Origin of the sequence: Flavobacterium undicola, assembly GCF_009909155.2 — a bacterium.
In the GTDB taxonomy this organism is placed as follows: domain Bacteria; phylum Bacteroidota; class Bacteroidia; order Flavobacteriales; family Flavobacteriaceae; genus Flavobacterium; species Flavobacterium undicola.
In genome coordinates this window covers 38,760-51,419 of the sequence record NZ_JAAAPM020000029.1, presented here as the reverse complement: position 1 = coordinate 51,419, position 12,660 = coordinate 38,760, and the positions used below count along the sequence as shown (strand labels likewise).

Here is a 12,660-nt window from a genome sequence, read left to right as displayed (position 1 = left end):
AGCTTTGCAAGCTTCATCATTTGGCAATTCTTTTATAAAGTTTAGTATGCTTTGTCCTTCAAATACTTCCATAACGACTGTTTTTAAAGACATAAAAATACAGAAACTAAATGACTAACTCAAAATAATTTTATTGCACAATTTTTTCTATTATGTTTAAAGGTTATGATTTCTACATTTGTTCCTTGAATAGGAAGAATAGCCCATCCCAAAGACAAAAAAAACAACCTGTAGTGTGACATTTGATATAGAGATTCAAAAACGGGAGGTAGAAGTAGGAGTTAGGATCTATTTTGTATTATAATAAAGCAAAAGCTGTTTCTGTTTTTCAAGTTTAAAATGAATGGAGTATTTAAGGAAAAAATATAATAGAGAAATTTCTTTTGATTTCGTACTCATTAAAAATGTGAAAAACAGATTAAATTAGGGCACACATGAAACACATTGGGCATCCATTATTCAATGATGAGCGCTATGGTGGTCATTTGATTTTAAAAGGAACTACGTTTACCAAATACAAGCAGTTTATTGAAAATTGTTTTAAAATCTTACCAAGACAGGCTTTGCATGCAAAAACATTGGGTTTTGTGCATCCGAATACGGGAGAATTGATGCGTTTTGATACCGAATTACCACAGGATTTTCAAGATTGTATCGAAAAATGGCGCAATTATTCCAAATCACATGCTACAGAAGAAGAGGAGTAGTTTGAATGATTTTTAAACGTCTGAATACATAAAAAAAATCGGAACAGGATTAACTCCTCTTCCGATTTTTTTATGTCTTGTTATTCGATGTTTGGACTGTAATTATTTCTTAACGATTATTTTGTCTACTGAAACAAAATTTCCTGTGCTTCCAAAACCAGTTCCGTCTTTTTTGTACCAATTCCCGTGTTCTCCCACTACACTAACTGTTATGTTATAGTTTCCTTTTGGTAAAACAGGACTAAGGAATTTTAAAGCGTTTTCGGTGTATTTGCAATACATATCAATAGTGGACGATAGTATAGTTTTTCCTTTTTTATTTTTGATTACGATAGAAGCATAACCGCCATCTACTTTTGAAGTGCCATAAAAACCAACTTGCGTTCCCTTAAAATCAACTGAAAAAGAAGCTCCTTTAGCATCTGATTGACTTATTTTGGACGATTTATCTTGTGACCAATTCCCTGAATATTGAATCGCTTTGGTATCAGTATTTTCAATTTCGATTCCGTTTATCTTTGATGTAGACCAAGTACCTTTTGCAATATCTATTTGCCAACTTTGTTTGTAATCCGGAAGTGAAATACTGGTTCCGGTTACTAAAAGTGGTTGCCAAACATAAGTCGCCGCCGAATTTTGACGAGGAAAAGCCCAACGATCTCCCATGAATAGATAAGTGGTGTCTTTTGAACCGACGATTGGAAGTACAAATGTAGATTGCGAATTCCAGGTTAATGAATCTTTAGGAGCAAAAATACCTTGAGATTTCCAAGGCCCTTTTAATGAAGTAGCAGTAAAATAGTAATTATCATTTCGTTCCCAAGAAGTTAATTCAGAACCTAACCAAAAATAAGTATTGTCTTTTTTAATGATCACCGGTGCTTCGCAATGCGATGTCATATCTTTTACCAATTGTTCAGTTACACTTTTGTAATCATCACTCAGTTTATATAAATTTCCCGAGTGCGTAATGATGTAACCGCTGCCATCGGTATCTTGAAAAGTACCCATATCCCATTTTTTGATGGGTTTGCCATCAAAAAGTACTGGCCCTTGGAAAGTATATTCGCCATTGATGGTTTTTGAGGTTGCATAACCCACATATTGGTCTTTGTATTTAAGGTCATCGGCGTGCATGTACATGATGTATTCTCCGGTTTTAGGACATTTCATCACTTTAGGTCTTTCGCCAACACGATTTGGACCTAAATTACCTGATTTTTGTACAGGCAAGGCCATTTTTTCAAATTTCCAGTTGTATAAATCAGTTGAAGAATAACAACTAAATCCATTAAAAGCATTATTATCGTCGCTTTTGTATTCTCCAAAAAGGTAGTATTTGCCGTTGTCTTTTATAATGTTAGCTCCATGCGCGCTAACGACATTTCCATTGTTGTCAAACCATGGAATTCCCGAATAAATAGCGTCAATTTTTCCTTTTTGGGCTGTAGCCAAAGTATAAATACTAAAGAATGCTATTGTCAGTATTGTCTTTTTACTGTTTTTTAAAAACATGAAAACTAGATTTTTAGAAATTATTTTGTCTTAGGAGATACGTTAAAATTAAGTACGTTTTCATTGCTATGTTTTTCACTATCCTGAATCGTATCTGCCGTTACGTTTTTAAGAAAGATATTTTTAATAGGTAATTCTTTTTCACCTTTAATTCTGGAAATGAATTTTACGTTTTTAGCATGAACATTGGTCGAATACACATTCGAGATAGGCGTTAAACGACGTTCCACTGTTGGGACTAAATTTTTCCATTGGTACAAAACATCGGTTTCAATGCCCAGAATTCCAAAATCCAATTTGCTTCCTTTAATGTTTTGAACATAAATGTTTTTCACATAACCGCCCATGCGTTCATTGGTTTTAATGAATACCAAATTGAACATTTTTGCTCCGTCTAAAACTTCGCAATTGTCAATGAAAACATTTTCTATTCCGCCAGAAAGTTCACTTCCCACGGCCAATAATTGGTGTCCGTTTTTGATGATGCAATTTCGAATAATTAAGTTTTTTGTTGGAGTTTTTGAGCGCCATCCTTCAGGATTTCTTCCTGATTTTACGGCAATGGCATCATCACCCTGGTCGAAAGTTACGTTTTCTACTAAGATGTTCTGACTCATTTCAGGATCAAAACCATCGTTGTTATGACCATGTGCATAGATGTTTAGATTTCGAATAATAATATCCTTAGAAAGATACATATGAACGGTCCAAAACGGACTATTGGTTATTGAAATTCCATCAAGTAAAATGTTTTCACTTCGGTTGAATTGAATAAATTGCGGACGAAGATTTGCCGTATCGTTTACCATCACTCGTTGTTCAATAGGAACATTTTGACCTGATAAATTGTACAGTCTTTTTAAACTATTCATGTGACCTGCGGGACGATCAGCCCATTTTTTCCAAAAATCCATTTTTGCTTTAATGCCACCTTCTCCGGTAATAGCGATGTTTTTACATTGGTAAGCATAAATTAATGGGGAATAATTGTAGCATTCTAATCCTTCCCAGGTGGAATGTACGGCAGGTAAATAATCGTTCGGATTATCTGAAAAAAGCAGTAAAGCTCCTTTGTTTAAATGTAAATTGACATTGCTTTTAAAGTGGATTTTTCCGGTAAGCCATTCTCCTTCCGGAACAACAACAATTCCGCCTCCTGCTTTGTTTGCCTGGTCAATAGCCTTTGCAATGGCTTGGGTAGTTTTATTTTGGTCTCCTTTGATAGCGCCAAAATCAGTGATTAAGAATGTGGCACATTTGCTAAAGTCAGGAGTTTTAATCTTAGTGGTTCCAAAAGGTGCTTTAACTTTTGTTTCTTTTTGAGTCACCTTTGGAGGATCAATTTTGAAAGAATAAAGTGAAAGTGAAAGAATTAGTGAAGCACACAGAATAATTTTTTTCATTAAAAGGTAATTTTGATTAATTATATAAAAACTGAAATAATCCAGTTGGGTTTTAATTGCTTTCCATTTTTTAATGGAGTAAGCAAATATATAAAAGCCTTTAAAGAAAACTATCCTGATTAAAAACAGATACCCCGCTTAAATTGCTTCAAGCGAGGTGTTTTATTTAGTAGCCCAATTTTATTCAGCAGGTTCTAAATTGGTGCTTACGGCAATTCTGTTCCAGGCATTGATGGTAACTACTGCCATAATAATTTGTGCAATTTGGTTTTGGTCGAAAAATTGTTCGGCTTTTGCATAAGTTGCATCCGATAATCCTTTATTGGAAATCAAGGTGATTTCTTCCGTAATAGCCAAAATTGTTTTTTCTTTTTCCGAAAATAATTGGGTTTCGCGCCAGGCATTTAATAGAAAAATACGTTGGGTAGTTTCTCCGTATTTAAGTGCATCTTTAGTGTGCATATCGATACAAAAGGCACAGCCGTTGATTTGGGAAGCACGAATTTTAATTAATTCTTTCTCGATTTTTGATAATTGAATAGTGCCTAAATAACCTTCTAAGGCATACATGGCTTTAAAAGCCTGGGGTTCTGTTTCGTTGATGTTTACTCGCTTGCTCATAGTTTTATATTTTAATAAAGCAAAGGTCAGCAATAAGAAACAGTAAAAACTTAAACTGGTTTAAGAACGCTTTTTTTTCCTGATTTCGCTTAAATATTCAGGGGAGAATCCCAAAAAAGAAGCAATGAGGTATTGAGGAATGCGTTGGACAAATTCGGGTTGGCTTTTACAAAGCTGTTCGTAAAATTCTTCTTTTGTAAAATCATATAGATATTTTATTCTCATTTGCGAAGCGGCGTAAGCACGTTGATAAATGAATCTAAAATAGCGCTCCATTTTAGGGAATTCTTTTAAAAGTTTTTCCTGGGCCTCGCGCTCAATAACCAATATTTCTGATTTTTCGACAGCCTGAATATAAAAAGAAGTTGCTAATCCATGTTCGTAGGCAATGTTATCAGTAATCCACCAGTTTTCTATGGCAAATTCGGTGGTTTGTTCAATTCCTTTGTCGTTGATAAAAAACTTTCTCAAACAGCCTTCAAGAACAAAAAAATGCGATTTGCAAATAGCACCTTCAATGAGTAGATTCTCTTTTTTTTGAACAGTTATTGTTTTAAAAAAAGCAGCAATTTCCAGAAATTCTTCTTCATTTATTTGGATAAACTTCTCTAAATGTTTCTTAAGTATTTCTGACATATTTTTTAACGGAGCTATTTATTAGAAGTTTAAACACAGCGATGTTCAAATTTAAGGATAAAAAATATATTTCCAGTAGTACTTTTGTTTAAAATCCTACTACTTTTCTGATTATTATTAAGTATATTTATCATGCAAACATATTGGTATATACTTAATCGAATGAAAGAAGGAAAACCTACATATGAAGATTTATTGGCTAAGATAAATGTTCAAGAACAAAAAATGAATAAAGTGAAACGCTTGTATCTTTTTATAAGTCGGATCAATCAAATAATTGTTCGTGCGCAGGATAGAAATCAGCTTTTTAAAGAAGTTTGCAATATTGCTGTTGAAATAGGAGGTTTTCAAATGGCCTGGATTGGGATGATTGATCCGGATACTCAAGATGTAATTCCTGTGGGAATGGCAGGTTATGATCAAGAATATTTGTCGATGATAAAAACAATTTCTACCAAAATTGAAAAAGAAACAGGAAGAGGACCTGCCGGAATAGCTATTAGAAAAGGGAGTTATTATGTTTGTAATGCTATTGAAGACGACTCTAATACGGAGTTGTGGAGAGTAGAAGCTTTAAAAAGAGACTATCGTTCCCTGATTGCCTTACCTATTAAAATGTTTGATAAGACAATAGGTGTTTTTATGATTTATGCTGCCGAGAAAAATTATTTTGATGATGAAGAAATAAGTCTACTAAACAATGCTACTACAGATGTCTCTTTTGCTTTAGAGTTTTTTGAAGAAGAAATAAAGAGAAAACAAGCTGAAGAGGCTGTTGTTCAAAGCGAAAAAAGATTTCATACACTAACCGAAGTTTCTCCTGTAGGGATTTATAGAACCGATTTGACTGGAGCTACAACTTATGTCAACCAACGTTGGACTCAAATAGTAGGAATTACTTATGATGAATCCATGGGTAGCGGTTGGTATATAGCGATTCATCCTGAAGATCGGATCAAATTGTATAACGAATGGAAAAAAGTAGTAGGAAATAGACAAAGGTCGGTTTTAGAATATCGTTTTATGAAAGCTGACGGAACCATTGTTTGGGTAATAGGTCAGGCAACTCCCGAAACCAATGCCGAAAATAAAATCATAGGGCTTATTGGAACCATTACTGATATCACCCAGCGTAAACAAGCCGAAGATAAGTTTGTTAAAACCAGTAAAAAGATGGAAGCTATTATTGAAGCTATTCCAGATATGATGTTTGAAATTGATTTAGAAGGAACGATTTTTAATTATTATACTCCAAAAAATGATTTGTTATTATTGCCGCCGTCTGAGTTTCTTGATAAAAAGATTATTGAAGTCCTACCTGCAGATGCTGCCGCTGTTTGTCTCTCAGCATTAAAAGAAGCAAATGAAAAAGGTTTCTCCAGAGGAAAACAATATTCATTAGAGTTAAGCATTGGCAAATGTTGGTTTGAGTTATCATTAGCTCCTATGAAAGAAGATGAAAGTAAAGAAAAACACTTTATAGTTATCTCCAGAGATATTACCGAACAAAAAATTGCTGACGAGGCTTTGCTAAAAAATAAAGAAAGATATAGTGGTTTATTAGATAATCTTGAAGCACGAATTGTGGTTTATGATGCTCATGGCACTATTATTATGTGCAATAGTAAATCGGCCGAATTATTAGGTTATACTACCGAAGAATTGATGTCAGGCAATAATGAATCTTTAAAATGGAATTTTTTGAATGAGGATTATTCAGAAATGCAGATTGAAAATCATCCTATCAATCAGATTATTCATTCTAAAAGAGCGATTAAAAATTTCCCATTAGGAATTATTGAACCTATTAAAAAAACGATTGTTTGGGTTTTAGTAAACGGATTTCCAATGCTTGATGATAATGGAGATATTCAAGAGGTCGTTATTAGTTTTATTGATGTTACAAAGCAAAAAATGATGGATTTTGAAATTAAAAAAGCCAAAGATCAAGCCGAAGCAGCTAATAAATCGAAAACAGATTTCCTGGCTAATATGAGTCATGAAATCAGAACTCCGTTGAATGGGATTATAGGCTTTACTTCGTTGTTAATGGAATCAAAATTAGCAGAAACCCAACTTAAATATATGCTGACAATTAATGAATCGGCAACTACATTGATGGATATTGTAAATGATATATTGGATTTTTCTAAAATTGAAGCAGGAAAATTAGAATTAAAAATAGAAGAAATCGACCTGTTTGCATTAACAACTCAGGTGATTTCATTGTTTAAGTATCAGGCAAGTCAAAAACAAATTGATTTGGTTTTAAATATTGAAGAGAATGTGCCACAGTTTTTGTTTGTTGATACATTACGGATAAAGCAAATTATTATTAATTTATTGGGAAACGCCATAAAGTTCACCCAAAAAGGAGAAATACGATTAGAAATCAAAACCATTTTACCCGTCGAAGACCATTTTATCAATCTTTGCTTTTCTGTAAAAGATACTGGAATTGGGATTCAGCCCAAGAACCAAGACAAAATCTTTCATTCTTTCGAACAAGAAGATAATTCTACGAGTCGTCAGTTTGGAGGAACAGGACTTGGATTAGCTATTTCTAATCAGCTTTTGAGTTTAATGAGTTCCACTTTACAATTAGAAAGCACTTTCGGACAAGGCAGTAATTTTTATTTTAACATCAGATTAAAAAAATCGGATATGCAAAATCAGCAATTGCTGAAAACAAATGATGAGTCAATTATGAAAAATATTTTAGGAACCAAAAAAGTTTTAATTGTTGAGGACAATAGAATTAATATGTTTTTAGCAAAAACATTGATTCAAAAAATCATTCCTGATTGTCTTATTCTAGAAGCTATTGATGGTGATGAAGCTATTGAACAATATAAAATTCAACAACCGGATATTATTTTGATGGATATTCAAATGCCTAATAAAAACGGATTTGAGGCCACTTATGAAATTAGAAAAATAGAACAAAATAGTTTTACTCCTATTGTTGCCCTGACAGCAGGAATATTTGTAGAAGAAAAAGAACAATGCTTAAAATCGGGGATGAATGATTATATTACAAAGCCTATTATTGTTTCTGATTTAGAAACAATTTTATTTAAATGGTTGAGTGATTAGTTTGTTTTTTTATAACTCCAAACGGCTAAACCATTAATTATGATAGCATAAAAAACAATGATGAAAAAAGGCTTAGCAATATCAGAAAATGTAGCTCCTTTAAGCATTACCATTCTGATAATTTCGACAAAATAGCGAATAGGATTGAACAAAGTAATTTGTTGTGCCCAATTAGGCATACTTTCAATAGGGGTGAATAATCCACTCATTAAAATAAAAATCACGGTAAAAAACCAAGCAATAAACATGGCTTGTTGTTGGGTTTCGGTATAATTGGAGACTAATAATCCAATTCCGAGAATCACAAATAAATAAACTGAGGTAAAAAAGTAGATAAGTCCCACGCTTCCTAACATTGGAATGCTGAAAACCAGCTTAGCAATAATCAAACCTACTGTTAGAATTACTAATCCCAATACCCAAAATGGAAATAATTTGCCAATAATGAATTGGTGTTTTTTTATGGGTGTCACATTAATTTGTTCCAATGTTCCTATTTCTTTTTCCCTAACGATATTCATTGCCGACAAAAACAACGACAGCATAGTAACCAGTAAAACTAAAATTCCGGGAACCATCAATGTTTTGTAATTTAAGGTGTTGTTGTACCAAAAGGAAGGAATACTGATAATGCTTTGCGGCTGTATAAAAGAAGCATCATTGTATTGATAAAGCTGGCTTCTTATTTTTTGATTGTAACTGCCAATAATTTGGTTGATGTACACATTTTCAATTCCGGCAGCAGCTCCGTCAATGGCATTAATACTTACGGATAAGCTTGTTTTTTTGTCAGTTAAAATATTGCGTTCAAAATGATTTGGGATTTCGAGTATCACATCTACTTTTCCTTTTTGCATTTGTAGGTTAGCCTCTTTTTTAGAAGAAAAATTTTCAATAATGTTGAAATAATTAGAAGATTCAAACTTACTAATCAATTCTCTGGATGCTTTTGAATGGTCCTGGTCAATATAAGAAAACCGAATGTTTTTTACTTCAAAACTGGCCGCATTGGACAAAATCAGTAATTGAACAAAAGGCAATACAAAGAGAATAGGCAACATCGCTTTATTTCTAAAGATTTGTCGGAACTCTTTTTGTATGATGAATAATATCGTTTTCAAAATTGTCGGTTTAAAATTTAATTTTCTAAAAATCTGCAATCTCAATTTATTCTAGTCTGATTTTATATTTTTTAATACTTAACAGAATAAAAAATAAAGTCATTCCGATAAGAATCAAGGTTTCTTTCCAAATTATAGTTATAGTCGCTCCTTTGAGCATGATGGCTTTGATGATGATGATAAACCATTTGGCCGGGATAATATTGCTGATAATTTGTAAAGGAATCGGCATACTCGAAATGGGGAATATAAATCCCGATAAAATAATTACTGGTAACATTAATCCCATTAAGGACATCATCATAGCGGTTTGCTGTGTTTGGGCAATGGTTGAAATTAGGATTCCCAATGAAAGTGCTGTTATGATAAAAAGAATACTTTCGGCTGCCAATAAAAACAAGCTTCCCTGAATAGGCATTCCAAAAACAAAAACTCCCAAAAGGACAATTACAGTGGCATTGATTATCGAAAGAAAAACATAAGGAAACACCTTGCCTAAGATTACCTGTAATGGATTTAGCGGCGAAACGAGCAATACTTCCATGGTCCCGAGTTCTTTTTCTCTGGTAATCGATATAGATGTCATCATGGCTGATACCAGCATTAAAATCACCGTCATTACTCCGGGAACAAAGGTAAAAACGCCTTTTAATTCAGGATTGTAATACAGCTGGGTTTGAGTGTCTATAGTATAAGTTTGGATATTCGTTTTGTTTACTTCCAGGATATAATTTTGCAATATCGCATTGGTATAATTCGTAATGGTATTGGCAATATTGGGATCAGTGGCGTCGGTAATGATTTGTACTTTTCCCTGTCTAGCTGTTTGCAGGTTTTTGCTAAAATTATTTTCGAAAATAACAACAGCTTTGACTTTTCCTTTTTCGAATATGGATTGTATTTGTGATTCGCTGCTTATGGTTTGTTCAATGTGAAAATATTGAGAAGCACTGATTTTGTTGATGATTTTTTGTGTTTCGCTGTCTTTTGATTTATCTAGAATAGCAATACTGACATTGTTGATTTCATTAGTAATGGCAAAACCAAATAACATGATTTGGGCAATAGGCATCCCAAAGAGAATAAACATCGAGCGTTTGTCTCTAAAGATGTGATAAAATTCTTTTTTTATAAAGCCAAGAAATCGTTTCATATTACTTCATTTTTATTCAACGTGTTGGTTGAAATTATTAAAAACGTCAGTTCGAGGATTAATCTTTTATTCTAAAAAAAACAATATAAATGACGTTAATTAATTAAAAATTAAACTCTCGTTATTTACGAGTTTCAATTGTCCTTAGCTTTCGCAGTCGAGTGTCAAATGTTTGAAGAATGCGTAAAAAGAAAAGCTGTTTGAGCGTTAGCGAGTTCTTTTCTTTTAGTATTCGAAAACTAATTTGACCGACGAGGAAGCGTAAGACTTGATTTTTTTGTTTCTTTTTTGATCAAGCAAAAAAGAAAATTAGTAAACCATAATTTCACTTTTAATAAAAACGTCATTGGTAATGTTTTTTGTGTAGTCCCGACACTTCGGGACGGAACAAAAAATGCCTGTCTGCCACAGGCAGGTATCGAGAACCGTTTTTAATGAAATTTGTCTTGTTCTCGATACGATTTTCTATCGAAAATCACTACCATTGACGTTTTTGTCTAAAAAATTGATTTTCAATTATTTAGACAAAACAATATATAAAAATAATACGTCATTTTATATTGCATTTTTTTGTAAAAAAATTATACCTCGAACTGACGAAAAATTATCATCAAAAACTAATTTCACTCAACGAGTTTTTATTCGATATTTCGAGCCAATTTTAAAAATACTTCGTTCATAGAAGCTACATTGTATTGTTGTTTTAAATTTTTGGGCGAATCCAAAGCTTCAATTTTTCCTTCGACCATAATGGAAACACGGTCACAATATTCGGCTTCATCCATGTAATGGGTCGTAACAAAAATGGTGGTTCCTTTATGAGCTTCGGCATAAATCATTTCCCAAAATTGCCTTCTCGTAATAGGGTCAACGCCGCCGGTAGGTTCATCCAGAAAAACAATCTTGGGTTCGTGTAACAAGGCCACCGAAAAAGAAAGTTTCTGTTTCCAGCCCAAAGGTAAATCACCAACGAGTTTGTTCAAGGCATCTTCAAGACCTAATTCGGTAACTAATTTGGCTGTTTTTTCTTTAATCTGATTCCGATTTAAACCATAGATTCCTCCAAAAAAAGTAATGTTTTCTTTGATAGTCAAATCATCGTACATCGAAAATTTTTGACTCATATAACCAATGCTTTTTTTGACCATTTCGGTTTGGGATTTCACATCAAAATTAGCCACTAAAGCTTCACCTGAAGTAGGTTTAGAAATCCCGATAAGCATTTTCATAGCGGTAGTTTTTCCAGCGCCGTTTGCACCAAGGAATCCAAAGATTTCGCCTTTGTAAACGTCAAAAGAAATATCGTTTACCGCGATGAAATCTCCAAATTTCTTGCTGAGGTTTTTTACCGTTATGATTTTTTCCTGATCCACAATTTATTGATTTAGTGTAGTTAAATCCATGAAAACATCTTCGATGGTTGTTTCTGAAACTGTAATACTGATTTCAGTATGATTTTGTTCTTTTAGATAATGTTCTAATTCCAATGAATTGAAATCGCTGTTTTTGTCGATATAATGAATGAATTCCCCAAAAGCATAAACACTGTATTGACTGGGATACTTTTTTAAATCCTGAATTAATTGATGGGTATTTTTTGTTCGAATGTTGTAAATCGTTTTATCGTATTTTGAGGTGATATTTTCCGGAGTGTCAATTTTTAAAATACGACCTTTTTGAATCAATGCAATCCGGTCACATAAGGCGGCTTCATCCATGTAGGGCGTCGAAACTAATATGCTGATTCCTTTTTTTTGCAAACGCTTTAGCATTTCCCAAAATTCTTTTCTGGAAACAGGGTCAACACCGGTGGTGGGTTCGTCCAGAAATAAAACTTTAGGTTTATGAATCAACGCGCAGCAAAGAGCTAATTTCTGCTTCATTCCACCCGAAAGTGCCGCTGCTTTTCTGTCTTTAAAAGGTTCAATTTGAACATAAATTTCTTTGATTAAGTTGTAGTTTTCTTCCAGTGTAGTTCCAAAAATGGTAGCGAAAAAGGTCAGGTTTTCTGCCACGGTCAAATCCTGGTACAAAGAAAATTTTCCGGGCATATAGCCAATGGATTTCCGAATGCTTTTGTATTCTTTTACAACATCAAAATCAGCCACAGCAGCCGTTCCTTCGTTTGCCAGTAAAACAGTGGTCAGGATCCTAAAAAGAGTTGTTTTTCCCGCTCCATCAGGGCCAATGAGTCCAAATAATTCTCCTTCCTTTACTTCAAAAGAAATATTGGAAACCGCTACATTGTTTCGGTAGGATTTAGAAATATTTTGGACTTGGATACTCATGGTCAATGGCAATTTCAAATTTCAATAACAATAGCAAAAATCAATGGCAATTTCAATTTTCAATTAATTGAAGTGGCAACTAGAATAGCGTCTTTTTTTCGTCTATATTCTTTTTTCTAT

At 33.3% G+C, this 12,660-nt stretch carries 9 protein-coding genes and 1 pseudogene; 2 read left to right on the top strand and 8 right to left on the bottom strand.

The window, feature by feature from the left end:
• Positions 1-422: 422 nt before the first annotated feature.
• Positions 423-707, top strand: a pseudogene (locus tag GTZ96_RS15000) (RluA family pseudouridine synthase); the annotation flags it as partial.
• A gap of 102 nt (positions 708-809) precedes the next feature.
• On the opposite strand, the gene GTZ96_RS14995 reads toward GTZ96_RS15000, so the two are convergent.
• The 4 genes from GTZ96_RS14995 to GTZ96_RS14980 form a co-directional block, all read right to left on the bottom strand.
• Positions 810-2,222: a family 43 glycosylhydrolase gene (locus tag GTZ96_RS14995; protein WP_161644725.1), complete on the bottom strand. Its 1,413-nt coding sequence runs from the start codon at positions 2,220-2,222 to the stop codon at positions 810-812.
• Between the two features lie 20 nt (positions 2,223-2,242).
• The gene (locus GTZ96_RS14990) at positions 2,243-3,625 is read right to left on the bottom strand and encodes a glycoside hydrolase family 28 protein (protein ID WP_161644724.1); all 1,383 of its coding nucleotides are present in this window, start codon (positions 3,623-3,625) and stop codon (positions 2,243-2,245) included.
• A gap of 180 nt (positions 3,626-3,805) precedes the next feature.
• A complete protein-coding gene (locus tag GTZ96_RS14985; RefSeq protein ID WP_161644723.1) occupies positions 3,806-4,246 on the bottom strand; it encodes a carboxymuconolactone decarboxylase family protein in 441 nt (146 codons plus the stop codon).
• Between the two features lie 60 nt (positions 4,247-4,306).
• The gene (locus GTZ96_RS14980; RefSeq protein WP_161644722.1) at positions 4,307-4,882 is read right to left on the bottom strand and encodes a Crp/Fnr family transcriptional regulator; all 576 of its coding nucleotides are present in this window, start codon (positions 4,880-4,882) and stop codon (positions 4,307-4,309) included.
• Between the two features lie 162 nt (positions 4,883-5,044).
• Between GTZ96_RS14980 and GTZ96_RS14975 the strand changes: the two genes are divergently transcribed.
• Positions 5,045-7,978: a PAS domain S-box protein gene (locus tag GTZ96_RS14975; RefSeq protein ID WP_161644721.1), complete on the top strand. Its 2,934-nt coding sequence runs from the start codon at positions 5,045-5,047 to the stop codon at positions 7,976-7,978.
• Here the strand turns inward: GTZ96_RS14975 and GTZ96_RS14970 are convergent.
• From GTZ96_RS14970 to GTZ96_RS14955, 4 genes are all read right to left on the bottom strand, one after another.
• Positions 7,975-9,099 carry an ABC transporter permease gene (locus GTZ96_RS14970; protein ID WP_161644720.1) on the bottom strand — a complete coding sequence of 375 codons (1,125 nt, stop codon included), beginning with the start codon at positions 9,097-9,099 and terminating at the stop codon, positions 7,975-7,977. The genes GTZ96_RS14975 and GTZ96_RS14970 overlap by 4 nt on opposite strands.
• A 46-nt stretch (positions 9,100-9,145) precedes the next feature.
• On the bottom strand, positions 9,146-10,252 hold the full coding sequence (locus GTZ96_RS14965; RefSeq protein ID WP_161644719.1) for an ABC transporter permease: 1,107 nt from the start codon (positions 10,250-10,252) through the stop codon (positions 9,146-9,148).
• 638 nt (positions 10,253-10,890) lie between these two features.
• Complete coding sequence (locus GTZ96_RS14960; RefSeq protein WP_161644718.1) at positions 10,891-11,625, bottom strand: ABC transporter ATP-binding protein; 735 nt, start codon at positions 11,623-11,625, stop codon at positions 10,891-10,893.
• 3 nt (positions 11,626-11,628) lie between these two features.
• A complete protein-coding gene (locus tag GTZ96_RS14955; RefSeq protein WP_161644717.1) occupies positions 11,629-12,540 on the bottom strand; it encodes an ABC transporter ATP-binding protein in 912 nt (303 codons plus the stop codon).
• Positions 12,541-12,660: the final 120 nt, after the last annotated feature.

Bases quoted from the DNA above. Each gene is read 5' to 3' on its own strand.
- GTZ96_RS14985 (WP_161644723.1), bottom strand. From the start codon at position 4,246: ATGAGCAAGCGAGTAAACATCAACGAAACAGAACCCCAGGCTTTTAAA.
- GTZ96_RS14965 (WP_161644719.1), bottom strand. From the start codon at position 10,252: ATGAAACGATTTCTTGGCTTTATAAAAAAAGAATTTTATCACATCTTT.
- GTZ96_RS14955 (WP_161644717.1), bottom strand. From the start codon at position 12,540: ATGAGTATCCAAGTCCAAAATATTTCTAAATCCTACCGAAACAATGTA.
- GTZ96_RS14975 (WP_161644721.1), top strand. From the start codon at position 5,045: ATGAAAGAAGGAAAACCTACATATGAAGATTTATTGGCTAAGATAAAT.
- GTZ96_RS14980 (WP_161644722.1), bottom strand. From the start codon at position 4,882: ATGTCAGAAATACTTAAGAAACATTTAGAGAAGTTTATCCAAATAAAT.
- GTZ96_RS14990 (WP_161644724.1), bottom strand. From the start codon at position 3,625: ATGAAAAAAATTATTCTGTGTGCTTCACTAATTCTTTCACTTTCACTT.
- GTZ96_RS14995 (WP_161644725.1), bottom strand. From the start codon at position 2,222: ATGTTTTTAAAAAACAGTAAAAAGACAATACTGACAATAGCATTCTTT.